The organism is Pseudomonas sp. 18058 (assembly GCF_902706155.1).
In the GTDB taxonomy this organism is placed as follows: domain Bacteria; phylum Pseudomonadota; class Gammaproteobacteria; order Pseudomonadales; family Pseudomonadaceae; genus Aquipseudomonas; species Aquipseudomonas rustica.
The window spans coordinates 13,268-31,841 of record NZ_CACSJY010000064.1 but is presented as its reverse complement, the minus strand read 5'-3'; the positions used below and the strand labels follow the sequence as shown (position 1 = coordinate 31,841).

Below are 18,574 nucleotides of genomic sequence, written 5' to 3'. Positions count from 1 at the left end.
GCTCGCGAAGGCGTTGTGTCAGTCGCCATTATCGTTGACTGACACAACGCCTTCGCGAGCAAGCCCGCTCCCACAGTTTTGATCCAGGACTAATCAGAGGGCGGTGTTGTAACGGCGGACGCCGTTCTCAACTGCCGGGATCTGCGCGGCGGTGCTGCCGGAGGCCTGAAACAGCACCAAGTGTTCAGCCGCAACCCGAATGCCTACTTCCGCACCGACCTGATGATCAGCATGGCTCGGGAAAATCGATTCCAGCTGCGCACCCGTCGGCAGTTGCAAGCGATACAGGGTCGAGGCCCCGAGGAACGTCTTGCCGACAATCCGCGCTTTCAACCCACTGTCCGGCGCATAAACAATGTCATCCGGACGCAGCAACACATCCACCGCCCCGCCAATCGGCCAGGTATAAGCCCGATTACCGCGCAACTCACCCAATTCAGTCTGCACCGATTCCGGGCTGCCGAGCTGGCCGCGAATGAAGTAACCCTGACCGATAAAACTCGCCACAAACGGCGTCGCCGGTTCGTGATACAGGTTGTACGGCGTGTCCCACTGTTCCAGCCGACCTTCCTTGAACACGCCCACGTGATCGCTGACGGCAAAGGCTTCTTCCTGATCGTGGGTGACCAGAATCGCGCTGGTGCCACGGGCCTTGAGAATGTCGCGCACCTCATGGCTGAGCTTGCGGCGCAGTTCGCCATCGAGGTTGGAGAACGGCTCGTCGAGCAGCAGCAATTGTGGCTCCGGCGCCAACGCACGGGCGAGGGCGACGCGCTGTTGCTGACCGCCGGACAACTCGTGCGGGAAACGCTTGCCGAGATTTTTCAGGTTGACCAGTTCCAGCAGCTCTTCGGTGACGCGCTCCTTGTTCGGATGCTTGCGGATACCAAAGGCGATGTTGTCGGCGACGCTCAGGTGTGGAAACAGCGCGTAGTCCTGGAACACCATGCCGATCCGGCGCTTCTCCGGCGCCAAGGTGAAACCGGCGCTGGAAATGGTCTCGCCGCCAAGGGTGATTTCGCCCTCGTGCACCGGTTCAAAACCGGCGATGGCGCGCAGGGTGGTGGTCTTGCCGCAACCGGACGAGCCGAGCAGGCAGCCGATGTCACCGGCGTTGAGGTGCAGATTGAGGTTCTGCACCACGCGTTGATCTTGATAGCCGCAAGCGAGGTTGCGCAGGTTCAGCAGTAATTCATGGCTCATGCGTGGTGATATGCCGGTTCAACGAGGAACTCGAGCAGGGCCTTCTGTGCGTGGAGACGGTTTTCTGCCTGATCCCAGGCGACGGAGCGCGGGTCATCAAGCAGGTCGAGACTGATTTCTTCGCCACGGTGCGCCGGCAGGCAATGCATGAACAACACGTCCTCGGCAGCGAGGTCGAGCAGCGCACGGTTGACCTGAAACGGCGCGAACAGCTTGAGGCGCTTGGCAGTTTCCTCTTCCTGACCCATCGAAGTCCAGACGTCGGTGCTCACCAGATGCGCGCCGCGCACTGCGTCTTGCGGATCACGGACGATGGTCACGCGATCGCCGGCCTTGGCGACGAATTCCGGGTTCGGCTCGTAACCTTCCGGGCACGCGACGCGCAACTGGAAGTCGAACTGAATCGCCGCTTCTATATAGCTGTTGCACATGTTGTTGCCGTCGCCGATCCAGGCCACGGTTTTGCCCTGGATCGAACCGCGATGTTCGAGGAACGTCTGCATGTCGGCCAGCAACTGGCACGGGTGCAGGTCATCGGACAGGCCGTTGATCACCGGCACGCGCGAGTTGGCGGCGAATTCGGTCAGGGTGCTGTGGGCAAAGGTACGGATCATCACCGCATCGAGCATGCTCGACATGACGATGGCGCAGTCACCGATCGGCTCGCCACGGCCCAGTTGGGTGTCGCGCGGCGAGAGGAAGATCGCCTGACCGCCGAGCTGGATCATGCCGGCCTCGAAGGAGATCCGGGTGCGGGTCGAGGATTTCTCGAAGATCATGCCCAGCACGCGGTTTTTCAGAGGCTCGAACAGTACGCCGCGGTTACGCAGGTCCTTGAGCTCAACGCCTCGACGGATCACGCTGACCAGCTCTTCGGGCGTGCAATCCATCAGGGAGAGAAAGTGCCTTGCGCTCATCATTGACTACCTTTTTGCTACAAACCGCAGATGCTCAAAGCCTTGTTTAACGGAACAACGGGCGAGACCTGCGGCGTAAGCCGCACGGGGCGACGAAATAGGGGGAGGCGCGATATTGACATTAAATGTCGCGTTTTTCCAATAGGCTACGGTTTTGCGGGATTCGGAGAGCGGACAGGATGTTGCAGTCGCGCATTTGAAGCCGGGTTCAGGACAGCAGCGAGTCCCTTTGTACACTGGCCTCGCGGGGCTTGGCAATCCGCCGTGGCGGGGATCGGGTCGCTTGAGTCGGTTTACGACCGTGGCGGCATGCCATCACTTGGTCGGATGCTCAGGTTGAAACATTTGCTAAAGCAAAGTGCTGGGTTATAAATAAGTTTCGAGCGACGCAGGAAGCCTCCGCATGGAATCGAAAGAAAAATTGTTAATGGAATTGCTGGGCCACACGGCTCGCTCTCTGACCCATCTCACCGCGTCAATGACCTCAATGTCCTTCGAGCTGCTGCGCAGCGAAGACGACGTGGTCAAATCCGCCGGCCGCCATATGATTGACCGCATGGCGACCATCAGTGCCGGGCTCGACGAGCATTGGCGATTGATCGGCGAGCTCACCGGCGTACACGTCGCTCACGAGCAGATCGAAACCATCCAGGAAATCCAGCTGGCCGCGCCGCCGCAACTGCCCTCCAGTTGAGTGAGGCGGTCTATCGGCGCACCTGATAGCCGTCGATTCACAAGACGAACGTCGCTGGCGCCTGACCCGCGACGGGGCCATAGTTTTGTTCCCGCGGGCGTCATTGCCCGCCCAGAACAAGACAGAGACTGGCCATGACCAAGACTCTCCATCACCGTGCCTGCCACCTGTGTGAAGCCATTTGCGGCCTGACCATCGAGACCACTGAAACCGATGGCAACGTGGCGATCACCTCGATCAAGGGCGATGCGCTCGACACCTTCAGCCGTGGCCATATCTGCCCCAAAGCTGTCGCGCTGCAAGACATCCAGAATGATCCGGATCGCCTGCGTCAGCCGATGCGCCGCGTTGGCAGCGAATGGTTGCCGATCGACTGGGACGAGGCGTTTGCGCTGGTGGCCGAGAAACTGGCGGCGATTCAAGAGCGTCACGGCCAGAACGCGGTGGCGGTCTATCAAGGCAACCCGAGCGTGCATAACTACGGGCTGATGACCCACAGCAATTATTTCCTTGGATTGCTGAAAACGCGCAATCGCTACTCGGCGACCTCAGTCGATCAGTTGCCGCATCACCTGAGCAGCTATCTGATGTACGGCCACGGCTTGCTGCTGCCGATTCCAGACATCGATCACACCGATTTCATGTTGATTCTCGGCGGTAATCCACTGGCCTCCAACGGCAGCATCATGACCGTGCCAGATGTTGAAAAACGTTTAAAAGCGATCCAGGCACGCGGTGGTAAAGTCGTGGTCGTTGATCCACGGCGCAGCGAAACGGCGGCGATGGCCGATCAGCATTTGTTCGTGCGCCCGGGTGGCGATGCCGCATTGTTGTTTGGTGTGCTCAACACATTGTTCAGTGAAGGCCTGACACGCGACAGTCATTTGCCGGTCGATGGATTGGACGACGTGCGCGCTGCGGTGGAGACGTTCACCGCCGAGGCCATGAGCCCGCTGTGCGCCGTTCCCGCCGAGCAGATCCGCCAACTGGCGCGTGATTTTGCTGCGGCGCCGAGTGCGGTTTGCTATGGCCGGATGGGCGTTTCGACTCAAACCTTCGGCACTCTGTGCCACTGGGTGGTGCAACTGATCAATCTGGTTACCGGTAACCTCGACCGGGTGGGTGGTGCGCTGTGCACCGAGCCGGCCGTGGACTTGGTGGCGTCGACGTCGGGCGGGCATTTCAATAAGTGGCAAAGCCGTGTTTCCGGGCGTCCTGAATACGGCGGAGAGCTGCCGGTCTCGGCACTGGCCGAAGAGATGCTCACCGAAGGCGAAGGCCAGATCCGCGCGCTGATTACCGTGGCGGGTAACCCGGTGTTGTCGACGCCGAACGGGCGGCAACTGGAGCAGGCGCTGGATGGCCTGGAGTTCATGGTCAGCATCGACCTCTATATCAACGAAACCACGCGTTACGCCGACCTGATCCTGCCGTCGACGTCGGCACTGGAGAACGATCACTACGACACCACGTTCAACTTGTTCGCGGTGCGTAATGTCACTCGCTTCAACCGCGCGATCCTTGCCAAGCCTGAGGGCGCGCTGCATGACTGGGAGATCTTTGTCGGTCTGGCCAAAGCATTCGCCGAGAAAACCGGCAAGGAGCTGAAACCGACCATGCCACCGGCGAAGATGATTGATATGGGTTTGCGGATGGGCATGTACGGTGACGCCTCCGAGCAGAAACTCTCGTTGGCGACATTGTTCGATCATCCTCACGGCATTGACCTGGGCGCGTTGAAAGCCAATCTGGCGCCGCGCCTGAAAACGCCGAACCAGCACGTGCAGGCCGCGCCGCCAGAGATCCTCGCGGACCTCGCACGGTTTACCGCGTTGCAAGCTCCGGCCGCCGACGAACTGTTGATGATTGGCCGCCGACATGTGCGCAGCAACAATTCGTGGATGCACAACTATCACCGGCTGGTGAAAGGCAAGCCGCGCCATCAGTTGCTGATGCACCCTGACGATCTTGCCAGTCGTGGGCTCAACGATGGTCAGTGGGTGCGCGTCAGTTCGCGGGTCGGGCAGATTGAAGTGGAAGTGCTCGGCAGTCTGGACATGATGAAAGGCGTGGTGAGCCTGCCGCACGGTTGGGGCCATGCGCGCCCGGGTGTGCAGATGACGATTGCCAGTGGTCAGCCAGGTTCGAGCGCGAATGACCTGACCGATGAGTGTCAGCTCGACGAATTGTCCGGGAATGCCGCGTTGAACGGCGTGCCGGTCACCGTGGCGGCGGCTTGAACGTGACCGTCGGGGAGACCGAGCATGGCGCTCGGGATTCCGTTACAATGCGTCACCGTGCCGACCCGTGAGTCGGAAAGTTCAGCCGAGGTGCTCCATGGATATCATCGAAACGATTAAAGAGCAGATTGCCAACAACACCATTCTGCTTTACATGAAAGGCTCGCCGAATGCCCCACAGTGTGGCTTCTCCGCGAAAGCTGCGCAGGCTGTCATGGCGTGTGGCGAAAAGTTTGCGTACGTGGACATCCTGCAGAACCCGGAAATCCGCGCCAACCTGCCTAAGTACGCCAACTGGCCGACTTTCCCACAACTGTGGGTTGGCGGTGAGCTGGTCGGCGGTAGCGACATCATGACCGAGATGGCTGCAGACGGTTCGCTGCAAACCACCATCAAGTCGGCTGTTGAAGCGGCAACGGCGAACAAGTCCGAAGCCTGATGCTTTTGTTGTAGGAGCAAAGCTTGCTCGCGAAAAACGATAACGCGGTGTGTCTGTAGCACCGCGGCGCTTTCTTCGCTGGCGAGCCATGCTCCTACAGAAAAGCCAATAAAAAGCCCCGCGCCTCGAAAGAGGGCGGGGCTTTTTAGTGCGTCCGAAAAATTATTGCGAGTTGCCGGTGCAATCTAAAAAGATCGCAGCCTGCGGCAGCTCCTACTCTTCGCCCATCTGCGATTGCAGATAGTTCTCAAGACCGACTTTGCCGATAAGACCCAGTTGGGTTTCCAGCCAGTCGATGTGTTCTTCTTCGGATTCGAGAATGTCTTCCAGCAGTTCACGGCTGCCGAAGTCACCGACGGTTTCGCAATGTGCGATCGCAGCTTTCAAGTCAGCGTGGCCGGTCTTCTCGATACGCAGATCGCACTCCAGCATTTCCTGGGTGTGCTCGCCGATGTGCAGCTTGCCCAAGTCCTGCACGTTCGGCAGGCCTTCGAGGAACAGGATGCGCTTGATCAGCTTGTCCGCGTGCTTCATCTCGTCGATGGATTCTTTGTATTCGTGCTTGCCGAGCTTGTTCAGACCCCAATCTTCATACATGCGCGCATGCAGGAAGTACTGATTGATCGCGACCAGCTCATTGGCAAGGATCTTGTTGAGATGCTGGATGACTGTAATGTCGCCTTTCATGATCGGAGTCCTGCCCTGTATTCGCTGTATATACGGCAGAGTTTGAGCTTCGTATTTATAAGTGTCAAACCTAAGTTATTGAATAATATATGAAAATTAATCGGAATAAGAATGTTTGTGTTCCGCGTCTGGAGCCTAAGCAATTGATTTACAGGCATAAAAAAACCGGACATAAGTCCGGTTCTTTGAAATGTGGTGTTATTACGCAGCAGTAAATTCTACCGGATAGGGGATCGCGGCCTGGGCGGTTTGCAGCTTGGTCAGGGTTTCGCGAACGACTTCCTTGGCAAGGCAGGCACATTTGCCGCATTGGCTGGCGACGCCGGTGGCCTGGCGAACTTCTTTATAGCTGCAGCAACCTTCATAGATCGCTTCGCGAATCTGTCCGTCGGTGACGCCAGTGCAGAGACAAACATACATAAGTGAGAACCGTCGCTGGTTGTGACTCAATTGCGATGGATCTTAATGTTAACGAGAATGATTGTCAAAGTGCTTTCCGACCGCTTCAGCGGATTAACAGCTACGACTGACGAACGGTATTTGCTGGCTATTTGCCTGGCCCTGTAAATGCAGCACGGTTCTGCGCCTGCTTTAAAAAACCGTTAAGGACAGGCCAAATTCGCAGTGTATGATGGTCGGCCCTTGCGAAGGGGGTTCGTGTCACAGGGCTGTCGTCTGAGGATGGCAGGCTGGCGCAAACCCTGAACTTCAAGTTTCTACACCAGGAGATATCAATGAGCGTACTCGTAGGCAAACAAGCCCCTGACTTCACCGTCCCGGCCGTACTCGGCAATGGCGAGATCGTTGACAGCTTCACCCTGTCCTCGGCCATCAAAGGCAAATACGGCCTGGTGTTCTTCTACCCACTGGACTTCACCTTCGTCTGCCCGTCCGAGCTGATCGCTCTGGACAACCGCATGGCTGACTTCAAGGCCCGCAACGTTGAAGTGATCGCTGTGTCGATCGACTCGCACTTCACTCACAACGCATGGCGCAACACTCCAGTGAACAATGGCGGCATCGGCCAGGTGAAATACACCATGGCTGCCGACATGAAGCACGACATCGCTAAAGCCTACGACGTTGAGTCGGAAGGCGGCGTAGCGTTCCGTGGCGCGTTCCTGATCGACGACAAAGGCGTTGTCCGCTCGCAGATCATCAACGACCTGCCGCTGGGCCGTAACATGGAAGAGCTGATCCGTCTGGTCGACGCTCTGCAATTCCACGAAGAGCACGGCGAAGTTTGCCCTGCCAACTGGAAAAAAGGCGACAAAGGCATGAACGCTTCGCCAGAAGGCGTTGCGGCATACCTGACCGAGAACGCTGCTGCCCTGTAAGGCGCAACGTCGAGGTACAAAAAAACCGGCCCTAGTGGCCGGTTTTTTTATGCGCGGGATTACTCAGCGAGGATCAGTCGTCGAAATCTTCCCAGCCGCCCATCTGTTTCCAGCGGTTGACGATGCCACAGAACAGCTCTGCGGTTTTCTCGGTGTCGTAACGCGCGGAGTGCGCTTCACGGCCGTCGAAGTCGATGTCGGCTGCCTGACAGGCTTTCGCCAGTACGGTTTGACCGTAGGCCAGACCGGCCAGTGTCGCGGTGTCGAAGCTGGAGAACGGGTGGAACGGGTTGCGCTTCATGTCCAGACGCGCGACGGCAGCGTTGAGGAAGCCGAGGTCGAAGCTGCTGTTGTGGCCAACCAGAATCGCGCGCTTGCAGCCGTTGGCTTTCAGCGCTTTGCGAATGCCACGGAAGATGTCGGTCAGCGCGGTTTCTTCGCTGACGGCCATGCGCAGTGGGTGATCGAGTTTGATCCCGGTGAACTCCAGCGCCGCCGCTTCGATGTTGGCGCCTTCGAACGGCTCAACGCGGAAGAAGTAGGTGTGATCCGGGTAAACAAAGCCCTTTTCATCCATGGCGATGGTGGTCGCAGCAATTTCCAGCAACGCGTCGGTGGCCGAGTTGAAGCCACCGGTTTCTACGTCGACGACAACCGGCAGGTAGCCGCGAAAGCGTGCTGCCATCGGGTGACGGGAACCGCCGCCGCCACTTTGACCGTCCAGTTCGTCGTCGAAATGGTCTTCACTCACGCGTGTTCCTCCAGCAGGCGCCAGCGCAGTTTTTCACCGGCGCGCAGCGGGATAACGGTCAACTCGCCGAATGGCAGGCTGGTCGGGGCGGTCCATTCTTCACGAACCAGGGTGATGCGATCGGTGTTCGCCGGCAGGCCGTAGAAGCGCGGGCCGTTGAGGCTGGCGAAGGCTTCGAGTTTGTCCAGCGCGTTACGCTGTTCGAAGGCTTCGGCGTACATTTCGATGGCGGCGTACGCGGTGTAGCAGCCGGCGCAGCCGCAAGCGGCTTCCTTGGCGTGCTGGGCGTGCGGTGCCGAATCGGTGCCGAGGAAGAACTTCGCGCTGCCACTGGTGGCGGCGTCGAGCAGGGCTTCCTGATGCGTATTGCGCTTGAGAATCGGCAAGCAATAGAAGTGCGGCCGAATCCCGCCCACCAGCATGTGGTTGCGGTTGTAGAGCAAGTGGTGCGCGGTGATGGTCGCGCCAACGTTGGCCGAAGCCTCGTTGACGAACTGCACGGCGTCGGCGGTGGTGATGTGTTCAAACACCACTTTCAGTGTCGGGAAACGCTCGACCACGCGGCGCATGTGCTCATCGATGAAGATCTTTTCGCGATCGAACACATCGACGTCGCCACGGGTGACTTCACCGTGGATCAGCAGCGGCATACCGACTTCGGCCATGGCTTCGATCGCCGGCAGAATCTTGTCGATGCTGGTCACGCCGGAGTCGGAGTTGGTGGTCGCGCCGGCCGGGTACAGCTTGGCGGCGTAGACAAAACCACTGGCCTTGGCTTCACGAATTTCTTCGGGCTGGGTGCGGTCGGTGAGGTACAGCACCATCAGCGGCTCAAAGCGACTGCCGGCCGGGCGGGCAGCGAGAATCCGCTGGCGATAGCCGTCGGCTTCAGCGGCGTTGCGCACCGGAGGTACCAGGTTGGGCATGATGATCGCGCGGCCAAAAGTGCGCGCAACATCGGCAACGGTATTGGTCAACACGGCACCATCGCGAAGATGAATGTGCCAGTCGTCGGGACGCAGCAGGGTCAGGCGGTCGGACATGAGGGGATTCCAGGCGGGTCAAACTGAGGCGAATGCTACCGGAAAAGACTCTTGCAGGCACTCGCTATCAAGTTTTGCGGGAACCTTCCGATATCCCGTAGGTATGCCGTAAACATCGTGTGAATCGGTCTTTGTGTTTCAGAAGCCAATGGAGCCTCCCGTGCGCCAGCGTTATTTAGCCTTGCTCAGTGTGTTTGCCAGCCTCCCCGCGATGGCGCTCACGTACCAGACACGTCTGGAGAACATTGAGTGGACGGTCGCCGGCGACAAGTTCGAATGCCGCCTGACACAGCCGATTACAGATTTTGGCTCGGGTGAGTTCGTGCGCAAGGCCGGCGAGCAGGCGATATTCCGCCTGAACGCCTACAACGCCATGCTCGGCGGCGGTTCGGCGACGTTGCTCGCAGCCGCCGCGCCATGGCAACCGGGACGCGGCGATATCAATCTAGGCAGCGTCAGGATTGGCAGCGGCAATGTCTTGTTCAACAGTTCGCAGTCTCAGGCTGGCGGTTTGATCAGCGGTTTGCTGGACGGTCGCAGTCCGGTCGTGCGCCGCGCGTCGGGTGATGGTCGGGTCTCGGAAGTGCGCCTGTTGCCAGTCAAATTCAGCAAAGCGTTTAACGACTATCAAACCTGCGTGGCGAAATTGTTGCCGCAGAATTTCGATCAGGTTAAACAGTCGCAAATCGGTTTTCCCGGCGAAGGCACCGATCTCGACGCCGCCGCCAAAGCCAAACTCGCGGTCATGCTGGAGTACATGAAGGCAGATCCGACGGTTAATCACATTGAGCTCGACGGCCACTCGGACAACAGCGGCAACCGTCTGACCAACCGTGAACTTTCGCGCCGCCGGGCGCTGGCCGTGGTCGACTACTTCAAGGCCAATGGCATTCAAGAGTCGCAGATCACCGTGCGTTTCCATGGTGAGCAGTATCCGGTGGTGCCCAACACCAGTGCGGCGAACCGGGCGAAGAACCGCCGGGTCAATGTGCACCTTGCGCGGGTTACGCCAGTCGCGGCTCCGGCGCCGCAAGCGAGTACACCCGCGAGCACTGCAGCAACTTCCTGACCCGCCGGTCATCGTCGCGCTCTCGACAGATTCTGTCGCTTTGTCGTCTTAAGCTGTCGCGCCTCTGTAAATTATCGCGTTTGGGCGGTAGACTCCTCGGCTTTCCGTAGAACCCCGTGGAGTGATGGCATGGCGGACGTAAACAAGGTCGTTCTGGCGTATTCCGGCGGCCTGGACACTTCGGTGATCCTCAAGTGGCTGCAGGATACTTATAACTGTGAAGTGGTGACCTTCACCGCTGATCTCGGTCAAGGCGAAGAGGTCGAGCCGGCCCGCGCCAAGGCTCAGGCCATGGGCGTCAAAGAAATCTACATCGACGATCTGCGCGAAGAATTCGTGCGTGATTTCGTGTTCCCGATGTTCCGCGCCAACACCGTTTACGAAGGTGAGTACCTGCTGGGTACCTCCATCGCACGTCCGCTGATCGCCAAGCGTCTGATCGAAATTGCCAACGAAACCGGCGCTGACGCCATTTCCCATGGCGCCACCGGCAAGGGCAACGACCAGGTGCGTTTCGAGCTGGGTGCCTACGCACTCAAGCCGGGCGTAAAAGTGATTGCCCCTTGGCGTGAGTGGGATCTGCTGTCCCGCGAGAAGCTGATGGACTACGCCGAGAAGCACGCGATCCCGATCGAGCGTCACGGCAAGAAGAAATCCCCGTACTCGATGGATGCCAACCTGCTGCACATCTCCTATGAAGGCGGCGTGCTGGAAGACACTTGGACCGAGCACGAAGAAGACATGTGGAAATGGACCGTCTCCCCGGAGAACGCTCCCGACAAACCACAGTACCTGGAACTGACTTACCGTAACGGCGACATCGTTGCGCTGGACGGCGTCGAAATGACCCCGGCCACTGTTCTGGCAACGCTGAACAAGATCGGCGGCGAGCACGGCATCGGTCGTCTCGACATCGTTGAAAACCGTTACGTCGGCATGAAATCCCGTGGCTGCTACGAAACCCCGGGCGGCACCATCATGCTGCGCGCTCACCGCGCCATCGAATCGATCACTCTGGATCGAGAAGTCGCTCACCTCAAAGACGAGTTGATGCCGAAGTACGCCAGCCTGATCTACACCGGTTACTGGTGGAGCCCTGAGCGTCTGATGCTGCAACAGATGATCGACGCGTCGCAGGTCAACGTGAACGGTGTTGTGCGTCTGAAGTTGTACAAAGGCAACGTGATCGTTACTGGCCGCAAGTCCGACGATTCGCTGTTCGATGCCAACATCGCAACCTTCGAAGAAGACGGCGGTGCTTACAACCAGGCCGACGCGGCGGGCTTCATCAAGCTCAACGCGCTGCGCATGCGTATTGCTGCCAACAAGGGCCGCAAGCTGTTCTAAGCCCCTCGGGCCTGGAATGAAAGGGCAGCCTTGTCATCGCGACAAGGCTGCCACTGTTCAAATCCTTCCTGCTTTTTGCGTTATCTGTGTTCTTCACGATATTCGCCCGCCTTTTAATCCCCTCTCAAAATTGTCGTGATCTGCTGGCTGACGTTGTAGGCGATGTAGAGCGTGTTCGCTGTGCCTTTTTTTGTCTGTTTGCCGGGGCTGAGCCTTATTTGCTTGAGTAATGCGTCTGACACCGGATCAGTCAGAAACACCATGAACCTTACCGATGGCCTACTGGTGACTGTCAGACTTGCCTGCAACTGATCGAATTGCGCCTTGCTGTTCATCGGTCGTACATCAATAACCCGCAGCGCGTTCATGGGTTTGGGCAACTGCACGTGATGTTCGATCCACGGCGGCGTCGCCCAATCGCTGGGAGTGGGTGGATCGGGTACGTTGCCGGTACGCTCGGACGTTTTCGAAAGAGGATCGAGTTGATGGTCGCCGGATCTAAGGTCTTCAAACGCTTTCAGAAAGTTATCATCCTTGTCGAAGTCAGACGGCGCGTAAAGCGATCGGTAGTTGAAGTTCAAGGTGATAAAAAACAAAAACAACAAATAAAACGGAAAGCTGATTAAAAACCATATGTAAATTTCACGTTCGTTGTTATCCAGAAAGGGTAGTGATACCGCTGCGGAAGTTTCCGAAATAAACGCGAAGATCGCGATAATCGTCATTGGGTTGGAGATTTTCTTTTTAAAGTTCCGCATGGTGTTGGCTCTATTGATTTTGAGGTCGCTGATTTGATTAAGTGTGTGGTTAAAGTTTTGCGGCTTTAATGTTTATATTAAAAATTGCCGTGTGGGTAGAAGTGTCTTGTTTCAGATTTTTTGCAAAGCGAAGTTAGTTGCCGATATTCTCTGAAGCGCGAGAGCAAGCAGCTTTTCAGAGCTGTATCCGCATGCCCAATGGCTTGGGCGGCGGCGTATTTTTCGGGCAGGCAACGGATCTGTATGAAAATTTTGTACTAAAAATATCAGTGGGTTAAGACGCGCCTGAATGAAGTGAAGAATGCACGTACAGCCCATTCGATAGCAGCAAGTGTATTTCTTGTAGGAATAATCCTCATTGGTTGTAGGGAATGTCTTGCGCTGCAAGTGCAAGAGAACTGCGCTGTGCCACGAGTGAATTGACTAGGCTATTGTGCGGGCTCTAAAAATCGAACAGCGAAATTGGACCTGCCCATGAATAAAGTGCTGATCGTGGATGATCACCCCGTCATTCGTCTTGCGGTACGTATGCTGATGGAGCGTCATGGCTACGAAGTGATTGCTGAAACCGATAATGGTGTCGATGCATTGCAACTGGCGCGCGAACAAATGCCGGATATCGTGATTCTGGACATTGGAATTCCAAAACTGGACGGCCTGGAAGTTATTGCACGACTCAGTTCGGTGGCCATGCCGATGAAGGTTCTGGTGCTGACTTCACAGGCCCCCGGACACTTCTCCATGCGTTGCATGCAGTCGGGCGCGGCGGGTTATGTGTGTAAACAACAGGATCTGACGGAGTTGCTCAGCGCGATCAAAGCCGTACTCTCCGGTTACAGTTATTTTCCGAATCAAGCGCTGCATACCGTGCGTACCAGTCTGGGCAATGCCAGTGAAGCCGATATGGTCGATCGCCTTTCAGGACGAGAGATGATGGTGTTGCAACAGTTGGCGCGGGGCAAAACCAACAAGGAGATCGCCGACGGCATGTTTTTGAGCAATAAAACGGTCAGTACGTACAAGACCCGTTTATTGCTGAAACTCAATGCTCGCTCACTGGTTGACCTCATCGAGCTGGCGCAACGCAACGGACTGGTCTGAGCATGACCAATGTTGACGTAATCATGGGCGATCGAATTCAGCGACCAGTAGAAAGTAAAAAGCCTCCGTTTCGGGAGGCTTTCAAGTGTCAGTCATCAAAATCGTATTCGGCCAATTGCTTTTGCAGTCGGCGCTCCTCAAGCAGGTTATCGATGGTGCGGCGTTTACTCAGATTGGTCTTGGCGACCTCGACGACCGGTTCGGCATCATCAGCGTCCACGGCTACAAAATCTTCGTCAGCTTCTTCCAGTTGCTCTTTGCTGGTACTCATAGGTTAACTCCAGGCTAAGAGGGGCCTTTGGCGCTCCTTATATCGACAATCCTGCGGCGGGTAAAAAAGATTTTTTCAATCGACGAATCGATAAACCCAATAGCCAGTCAATCGTCGGACGTTTTCGCTTTGTATTCGCACAGATCTTCGATTCGACAGCTGCCACAGCGCGGCTTGCGGGCCAGACACACATAGCGTCCGTGAAGAATCAGCCAGTGATGGGAATCGAGCAGGAATTCCTTGGGTACAAATTTCATCAGCTTCTTTTCCACCTCAACCACATTTTTGCCGGGGGCGATGCCGGTGCGGTTGCTGACGCGGAAAATGTGCGTGTCGACGGCCATGGTCAATTGGCGAAACGCGGTGTTGAGCACCACGTTGGCGGTTTTACGGCCAACGCCGGGCAGAGCTTCGAGCTCTTCGCGGGTCTGCGGGACTTCACCGCCATGAAGTTCGACCAGCATGCGGCAGGTCTCGATGACGTTTTTCGCTTTGCTGTTGTAGAGGCCGATGGTCTTGATGTATTCGGACAGGCCTTCGACGCCCAAGGCATGAATGGCGGCGGGCGTATTGGCAATCGGGAACAGTTTCGCCGTGGCCTTGTTGACGCCGACGTCGGTCGACTGCGCCGAAAGAATCACCGCTATCAGCAGTTCGAAGGGCGAGGAGTAGGCCAGTTCAGTCTTCGGCTCGGGATTGTCTTCATGCAGTCGGCGAAAGATCTCAAGACGTTTTGCAGCATTCATGGGCGATGCGTTTCCTTGGAAATAGAGTTCGGGCGCGTCCACGCCTGACGGGCCGCGAGCAGCAGCCCCAATACAATAAAGGCGCCAGGCACCAGCGTTGCCAGATGCAGCCCTTCGCCGAATAAAACAAGACCTGAGCCATGCGCGGACAACCCACGGCCAAGGCTTCCCTGCCCGATAAGTTCACGCAGCGCGGCGAGCACCAGCATCAAACCGCCAAACAATGCGCAAAGCTTGAAGCGCTGCGCCAGCGGTTGGCGGAAGAAGCCGTTGTGTTCAAGCACCACGCACTGCAAGGCGATCAATCCGCCATAGAGGCCGAACGACTGATGCCACGCCAGGAGCCAGCGTTGCGCCAACAGATCGGCACAACTGGCCAACGTTGCAGCAAGCAACGCACTGGCCAGCAAGGCACTTCCATCTGTCAGGCGCGAACGCAGCGGTGACATGGCCAAAGCATAAATGCCGACCACAACGACGAACATCAACATCGTGCCCAACGCACCGGCCAAAGAAACGGTGGTGCCCAGCAATAGCACCAGCATCAGTGAGTTGGACAGGTTCATGTACCGCTTCCCAGCAATGCGCTTCGATGCTCGTCAAAGTAGCGCAATGCATCGTGGATCGCGTTGATGGCTGCGCGGGAAGTAATGGTCGCCCCGGCCATTTGATCGAATTGCCCCTGATCTTTTTTCAATGCCCAGCCAGCGTCATTCGGTTCGCCGCGTGATTTGCCGGTGAATGCCTGAAGCCAGTGGTTCGGCCAATCGCCAATGGGCCCGCCGAGTGCCGGGGTTTCGTTTTGCTTGAGGGTTTTCACGCCGAGCAATTTGCCGTAGGTATCGATGGCGATCAGCAATTCGATGGCCGCGGCGTAACCTTCGGTTTGATTACGCAGTAACACTGCAACGGTCTGGCCATTCCTGGTTGCGCGGTAAGCCGCCGTGAGCGTGCTATGGCTCAGCCCCGTATCGGTCAGCGGAAGCGGCTGTTCCAGCGGTTGGTTGTCGTAGCTGTCGGCGGGTAGCACGTCGAGCAGTTTGCGGCTGTCGGCCAAACGTTGTTCGGCAGCAATCTGCGGCGCGCTGGTGCGCTGCAGCAAATACGTCGCGCCGATGCCGACCATCGCCAACAGCAATAACGTCAATGCGCTGGCCGTGCGGTTCATGGGCTCACCTGTGGCTGACGACTCGCGGCAAACCGTTCCAGCGCCGGCACGCAAAGGTTCATCAACAGCACGGCAAACGCGACGCCATCCGGGTAACCGCCCCACGTGCGAATCAGATAGGTCAGCAGGCCGACGCCGACACCGAACAGCAGTCTGGCAAGCGCCGTTCTGGCACCCGAGACTGGCTCGGTGATAATGAAGAACGCACCGAGCATGGTCGCGCCGCTGAGCAGGTGAAACAGTGGCGAGCCATGGGAATCCGATCCCGATCCGTTCCAGCACAGCAAGCTGATCACAAAAAGGCTGGCGAGCATGCCGACCGGCGCGTGCCAGGCGATCACTCGCCGCTGCAGCAAAAACAGCCCGCCGGCGAGAAACGCCAGATTCACCCATTCCACACCGCGACCGCCGAAACGCCCGAACGCCGGGTTGCTGGCGAACAGCTCATCCATGGTCAGGCTTTTGTTGATGCGCAGACTATCCAGTGCGGTGGCCTGCACCCAGGCATCCGGCGCCTGACCGATGTTGAAAACCTGTTGAAAGCTTGTCGTGAGATCCAGGCCATGGGCGGGCCAATGAGTCATCGGCTGCGCAAACATCACCATCGCCAAAGCAAAACCGAGCATCGCCGGATTGAACGGATTTTTGCCGACACCGCCGTACAAATGCTTGCCGAACAGCAAACCCGCAGCCACCGCCGTCACCGTCAGCCACCACGGGCAATAGGGCGGCAGCGCGGCAGCGAGCAATGTGGCACTGACGATCGCGCTGCCATCACTCAGCGTCGGCTGTAAGGGCTGACGGCGCAGTCGAGTGGCAATCGCCTCGACGATCAACGCCGTGGTAACAGCCAGAATCAGGTTGATCAACACGCCCCAACCGTACAACCAGAACAACGCCAGCAGCCCCGGCAGCAGGGCCAGCAGCACAAGCTTCATCGCTTGTTGCAGGCGATCGTCGGGTGCCTCAAGGGGCGACATGGTCTTGCACCTGGCGCTCGGCGGTTTGCAGGCGGGCGCGGGCCTTGTCGAGGATGTCGTCGGGCGTGTCGGCGCGGCGTTCGAGTTTGTTGAGGTCGGCGCGAGCGTAGGCCAATTCGGTTTTTAGCTGGCGAAGTTGGCTGTCGATCGGGCGTTTTTCTACTCGAACCAAGTCAGGCAAAGGCTGATCGCTTGTGGCTTCGGCGTCTTGCAACGCTTGTTCGGCGTCGCGCAGTGCGTGTTCCAGTGCGGCGATCTGCTCCGGTGAAGCTTCGGCGGTTTGCGCTTTTTTCAGCTCGGCGCGGCGCATCGCCAACTGGATTTTTGCGCGTTTCAGGTCGGCATCTTTCGCGGGGGCTGGTGCCGCAACTGCCGGGGCGTTGCTTTCCAGTTGCGCCAAGGCCTGTTCCGCCGATTCAAATTGTTGCTGGAGCACGATCAATTGCGACTGCTGCTCGAAGGTCGGCGGATGGCCGAAAGCTTTCAGCGATTTGTGCAGTTGCGCACGGCTCATCGCCACATCGATCTTGGCTTTTTTCAGTGCGGCATCGGCGGTCGCGGTTTTCTGGGCGCGCACGCGCTCCAGCGCAGCCTGCACTGGATCCGACGCGGTCGTCTCAGGCTGAGCAGCACGTTTGGCGCGGGCTTCACGTTCGGCCTGCTTTTGCTGTTCTTCGCGCAGCAACCGGTCATTGCGTCGTTCGAATCGCAGACGTGCGTGATCGCGTTTGGATGCGCGCGCGCGTTGTTCTTCAAGACTGAAGGCCAAGCCGCCGACCACCGGCAACGTGCTCAACGGCAGAGGATGCATTTCGATGCAATCCACCGGGCACGGCGCTACACACAGGTCGCAGCCGGTGCATTCATCGATGATCACCGTGTGCATCAATTTCGCCGCGCCGACGATGGCATCGATCGGGCAGGCCTGAATGCACTTGGTGCAGCCGATGCATTCGGCTTCGCGGATATAGGCGACTTGCGGCGGCGCCGAACCGCGACTGATATCCAGTTCCAGCACCGGCACTTTCAATAATTCGGCCAACGCTGCGATGGTTTCGTCGCCACCGGGCGGGCATTTGTTGATCGGCTCGCCGTCAACGATGCCTTGTGCATAGGGTTTGCATCCGGGATGGCCACACTTGCCGCATTGGGTCTGCGGCAGGAGGGCATCGATGCGTTGAATCAGACTCATGTTTTGATCAGTCCACTGAATCCGAGAAAAATCATTGCGATCAATCCGGCGCCGATCAAGTCGATCGGCAAGCCGCGAAAGGGCAGGGGAATGTCGTTGTCGGCGGTGCGCTCACGCAAATCGCAGAACAGGCTCAGCACCAGCCAGAAACCCAGCCCGGCGCCGAGGCTCAGCGCTGTCGCGTGCAGCAGGCCTTGATCGTTTTGCGCATTGATCAGCGCCAGTCCAAGCGCACCGGCATTGCCCAACAACAGCGGCCATAACCCTTCGAAAGGCAAATTCGGCCGCCAGCGCGCCAACAGTTTCAACAGCGGTGCGATCAGCAGCACGCTCACCGGCAGAAACACGAACAGGCGCAGCGCCTCAAGTTGCAGCGGCACCAGCAGCCAATGCCAGATCGCGTAACCGATGACGCCGACGATCAACATCAGACACAACGTCGCCAGCCCCAGCGCATGCACCTGCCGGCGACTTCCCGCCAACAGCGGATCGACGCCCAGCGGCCAGTGCAACACGAAGTTGTTGAGCAGCGCAGCACTGATGAGCGTAAGCACAAGTTCAGTCATGGTTCTGCCAGCGAAACGGGCGGCTGTCTCTTAAGGTTAGGCATTATCCGGCCAGATATGAAAAA

Annotated in this window: 21 protein-coding genes; 7 read left to right on the top strand and 14 right to left on the bottom strand. The window is 57.9% G+C overall.

Annotated features, from left to right (window positions below):
- Positions 1-93: 93 nt before the first annotated feature.
- Both GVL50_RS24815 and argF read right to left on the bottom strand, forming a co-directional pair.
- Positions 94-1,203, bottom strand: a complete 1,110-nt coding sequence (locus GVL50_RS24815; RefSeq protein ID WP_159815398.1) for an ABC transporter ATP-binding protein — start codon at positions 1,201-1,203, stop codon at positions 94-96.
- Positions 1,200-2,120 carry an ornithine carbamoyltransferase gene (argF, locus tag GVL50_RS24810; protein ID WP_045123046.1) on the bottom strand — a complete coding sequence of 307 codons (921 nt, stop codon included), beginning with the start codon at positions 2,118-2,120 and terminating at the stop codon, positions 1,200-1,202. The genes GVL50_RS24815 and argF overlap by 4 nt, the downstream gene beginning before the upstream one ends.
- 403 nt (positions 2,121-2,523) lie before the next feature.
- Between argF and GVL50_RS24805 the strand changes: the two genes are divergently transcribed.
- The 3 genes from GVL50_RS24805 to grxD all read left to right on the top strand — a co-directional run bounded on the left by GVL50_RS24805 (position 2,524) and on the right by grxD (position 5,493).
- Positions 2,524-2,814, top strand: coding sequence for a hypothetical protein (locus GVL50_RS24805; RefSeq protein ID WP_053123421.1), 291 nt, complete (start codon positions 2,524-2,526; stop codon positions 2,812-2,814).
- A gap of 134 nt (positions 2,815-2,948) precedes the next feature.
- Positions 2,949-5,054, top strand: coding sequence for a molybdopterin oxidoreductase family protein (locus GVL50_RS24800; protein WP_159815397.1), 2,106 nt, complete (start codon positions 2,949-2,951; stop codon positions 5,052-5,054).
- A gap of 97 nt (positions 5,055-5,151) precedes the next feature.
- On the top strand, positions 5,152-5,493 hold the full coding sequence (gene grxD / locus GVL50_RS24795) for a Grx4 family monothiol glutaredoxin (protein WP_159815396.1): 342 nt from the start codon (positions 5,152-5,154) through the stop codon (positions 5,491-5,493).
- Between the two features lie 213 nt (positions 5,494-5,706).
- On the opposite strand, the gene bfr is transcribed toward grxD, so the two are convergent.
- Both bfr and GVL50_RS24785 read right to left on the bottom strand, forming a co-directional pair.
- Positions 5,707-6,180 carry a bacterioferritin gene (gene bfr, locus GVL50_RS24790; protein ID WP_042560739.1) on the bottom strand — a complete coding sequence of 158 codons (474 nt, stop codon included), beginning with the start codon at positions 6,178-6,180 and terminating at the stop codon, positions 5,707-5,709.
- 201 nt (positions 6,181-6,381) lie between these two features.
- A complete protein-coding gene (locus tag GVL50_RS24785) occupies positions 6,382-6,600 on the bottom strand; it encodes a bacterioferritin-associated ferredoxin (protein WP_003227725.1) in 219 nt (72 codons plus the stop codon).
- Between the two features lie 314 nt (positions 6,601-6,914).
- Here GVL50_RS24785 and GVL50_RS24780 point away from each other — a divergent pair, with 314 nt between their 5' ends.
- Positions 6,915-7,517 carry a peroxiredoxin gene (locus GVL50_RS24780; protein ID WP_003227723.1) on the top strand — a complete coding sequence of 201 codons (603 nt, stop codon included), beginning with the start codon at positions 6,915-6,917 and terminating at the stop codon, positions 7,515-7,517.
- Between the two features lie 73 nt (positions 7,518-7,590).
- Here the strand turns inward: GVL50_RS24780 and rnt are convergent, their stop codons facing one another.
- Together rnt and pyrC are read right to left on the bottom strand one after the other, a co-directional pair.
- The gene (rnt, locus tag GVL50_RS24775; protein WP_007916667.1) at positions 7,591-8,268 is read right to left on the bottom strand and encodes a ribonuclease T; all 678 of its coding nucleotides are present in this window, start codon (positions 8,266-8,268) and stop codon (positions 7,591-7,593) included.
- Positions 8,265-9,311, bottom strand: coding sequence for a dihydroorotase (pyrC, locus tag GVL50_RS24770; RefSeq protein WP_008079419.1), 1,047 nt, complete (start codon positions 9,309-9,311; stop codon positions 8,265-8,267). The genes rnt and pyrC overlap by 4 nt, the downstream gene beginning before the upstream one ends.
- 160 nt (positions 9,312-9,471) lie before the next feature.
- Here pyrC and GVL50_RS24765 point away from each other — a divergent pair, with 160 nt between their 5' ends.
- The gene (locus GVL50_RS24765) at positions 9,472-10,380 is read left to right on the top strand and encodes an OmpA family protein (RefSeq protein ID WP_159815395.1); all 909 of its coding nucleotides are present in this window, start codon (positions 9,472-9,474) and stop codon (positions 10,378-10,380) included.
- Between the two features lie 129 nt (positions 10,381-10,509).
- Positions 10,510-11,727 (top strand): argininosuccinate synthase, encoded by a 1,218-nt coding sequence (locus tag GVL50_RS24760; protein WP_053123414.1) that lies wholly within the window; start codon positions 10,510-10,512, stop codon positions 11,725-11,727.
- 113 nt (positions 11,728-11,840) lie between these two features.
- On the opposite strand, the gene GVL50_RS24755 is transcribed toward GVL50_RS24760, so the two are convergent.
- Positions 11,841-12,485, bottom strand: a complete 645-nt coding sequence (locus GVL50_RS24755) for a hypothetical protein (RefSeq protein ID WP_159815394.1) — start codon at positions 12,483-12,485, stop codon at positions 11,841-11,843.
- A 474-nt stretch (positions 12,486-12,959) separates the two neighbouring features.
- Here GVL50_RS24755 and GVL50_RS24750 point away from each other — a divergent pair, with 474 nt between their 5' ends.
- Positions 12,960-13,586 (top strand): response regulator transcription factor, encoded by a 627-nt coding sequence (locus tag GVL50_RS24750; RefSeq protein WP_053123410.1) that lies wholly within the window; start codon positions 12,960-12,962, stop codon positions 13,584-13,586.
- 88 nt (positions 13,587-13,674) lie between these two features.
- Here the strand turns inward: GVL50_RS24750 and GVL50_RS24745 are convergent, their stop codons facing one another.
- The 7 genes from GVL50_RS24745 to GVL50_RS24715 all read right to left on the bottom strand — a co-directional run bounded on the left by GVL50_RS24745 (position 13,675) and on the right by GVL50_RS24715 (position 18,509).
- Entirely contained in the window at positions 13,675-13,857 is a 183-nt protein-coding gene (locus GVL50_RS24745; protein WP_053123408.1) for a PA3496 family putative envelope integrity protein, read from the bottom strand.
- 107 nt (positions 13,858-13,964) lie between these two features.
- On the bottom strand, positions 13,965-14,603 hold the full coding sequence (gene nth, locus GVL50_RS24740) for an endonuclease III (protein ID WP_159815393.1): 639 nt from the start codon (positions 14,601-14,603) through the stop codon (positions 13,965-13,967).
- Positions 14,600-15,169, bottom strand: coding sequence for an Rnf-Nqr domain containing protein (locus tag GVL50_RS24735; protein ID WP_159815392.1), 570 nt, complete (start codon positions 15,167-15,169; stop codon positions 14,600-14,602). The genes nth and GVL50_RS24735 overlap by 4 nt, the downstream gene beginning before the upstream one ends.
- On the bottom strand, positions 15,166-15,771 hold the full coding sequence (locus GVL50_RS24730; RefSeq protein ID WP_159815391.1) for an RnfABCDGE type electron transport complex subunit G: 606 nt from the start codon (positions 15,769-15,771) through the stop codon (positions 15,166-15,168). The genes GVL50_RS24735 and GVL50_RS24730 overlap by 4 nt, the downstream gene beginning before the upstream one ends.
- Positions 15,768-16,751, bottom strand: a complete 984-nt coding sequence (locus tag GVL50_RS24725) for an RnfABCDGE type electron transport complex subunit D (protein ID WP_159815390.1) — start codon at positions 16,749-16,751, stop codon at positions 15,768-15,770. The genes GVL50_RS24730 and GVL50_RS24725 overlap by 4 nt, the downstream gene beginning before the upstream one ends.
- Complete coding sequence (gene rsxB / locus GVL50_RS24720; protein ID WP_159815389.1) at positions 16,738-17,943, bottom strand: electron transport complex subunit RsxB; 1,206 nt, start codon at positions 17,941-17,943, stop codon at positions 16,738-16,740. The genes GVL50_RS24725 and rsxB overlap by 14 nt, the downstream gene beginning before the upstream one ends.
- Entirely contained in the window at positions 17,940-18,509 is a 570-nt protein-coding gene (locus tag GVL50_RS24715; protein ID WP_159815388.1) for an electron transport complex protein RnfA, read from the bottom strand. The genes rsxB and GVL50_RS24715 overlap by 4 nt, the downstream gene beginning before the upstream one ends.
- Between the last annotated feature and the right edge of the window lie 65 nt (positions 18,510-18,574).

What these genes read in the sequence shown, in the direction of transcription:
- GVL50_RS24815 (WP_159815398.1), bottom strand. Translation starts at nt 1,203, where the DNA reads ATGAGCCATGAATTACTGCTGAACCTGCGCAACCTCGCTTGCGGCTAT.
- argF (WP_045123046.1), bottom strand. Translation starts at nt 2,120, where the DNA reads ATGAGCGCAAGGCACTTTCTCTCCCTGATGGATTGCACGCCCGAAGAG.
- GVL50_RS24805 (WP_053123421.1), top strand. Translation starts at nt 2,524, where the DNA reads ATGGAATCGAAAGAAAAATTGTTAATGGAATTGCTGGGCCACACGGCT.
- GVL50_RS24800 (WP_159815397.1), top strand. Translation starts at nt 2,949, where the DNA reads ATGACCAAGACTCTCCATCACCGTGCCTGCCACCTGTGTGAAGCCATT.
- grxD (WP_159815396.1), top strand. Translation starts at nt 5,152, where the DNA reads ATGGATATCATCGAAACGATTAAAGAGCAGATTGCCAACAACACCATT.
- bfr (WP_042560739.1), bottom strand. Translation starts at nt 6,180, where the DNA reads ATGAAAGGCGACATTACAGTCATCCAGCATCTCAACAAGATCCTTGCC.
- GVL50_RS24785 (WP_003227725.1), bottom strand. Translation starts at nt 6,600, where the DNA reads ATGTATGTTTGTCTCTGCACTGGCGTCACCGACGGACAGATTCGCGAA.
- GVL50_RS24780 (WP_003227723.1), top strand. Translation starts at nt 6,915, where the DNA reads ATGAGCGTACTCGTAGGCAAACAAGCCCCTGACTTCACCGTCCCGGCC.
- pyrC (WP_008079419.1), bottom strand. Translation starts at nt 9,311, where the DNA reads ATGTCCGACCGCCTGACCCTGCTGCGTCCCGACGACTGGCACATTCAT.
- GVL50_RS24760 (WP_053123414.1), top strand. Translation starts at nt 10,510, where the DNA reads ATGGCGGACGTAAACAAGGTCGTTCTGGCGTATTCCGGCGGCCTGGAC.
- GVL50_RS24755 (WP_159815394.1), bottom strand. Translation starts at nt 12,485, where the DNA reads ATGCGGAACTTTAAAAAGAAAATCTCCAACCCAATGACGATTATCGCG.
- GVL50_RS24750 (WP_053123410.1), top strand. Translation starts at nt 12,960, where the DNA reads ATGAATAAAGTGCTGATCGTGGATGATCACCCCGTCATTCGTCTTGCG.
- GVL50_RS24745 (WP_053123408.1), bottom strand. Translation starts at nt 13,857, where the DNA reads ATGAGTACCAGCAAAGAGCAACTGGAAGAAGCTGACGAAGATTTTGTA.
- nth (WP_159815393.1), bottom strand. Translation starts at nt 14,603, where the DNA reads ATGAATGCTGCAAAACGTCTTGAGATCTTTCGCCGACTGCATGAAGAC.
- GVL50_RS24735 (WP_159815392.1), bottom strand. Translation starts at nt 15,169, where the DNA reads ATGAACCTGTCCAACTCACTGATGCTGGTGCTATTGCTGGGCACCACC.
- GVL50_RS24730 (WP_159815391.1), bottom strand. Translation starts at nt 15,771, where the DNA reads ATGAACCGCACGGCCAGCGCATTGACGTTATTGCTGTTGGCGATGGTC.
- GVL50_RS24725 (WP_159815390.1), bottom strand. Translation starts at nt 16,751, where the DNA reads ATGTCGCCCCTTGAGGCACCCGACGATCGCCTGCAACAAGCGATGAAG.
- rsxB (WP_159815389.1), bottom strand. Translation starts at nt 17,943, where the DNA reads ATGAGTCTGATTCAACGCATCGATGCCCTCCTGCCGCAGACCCAATGC.
- GVL50_RS24715 (WP_159815388.1), bottom strand. Translation starts at nt 18,509, where the DNA reads ATGACTGAACTTGTGCTTACGCTCATCAGTGCTGCGCTGCTCAACAAC.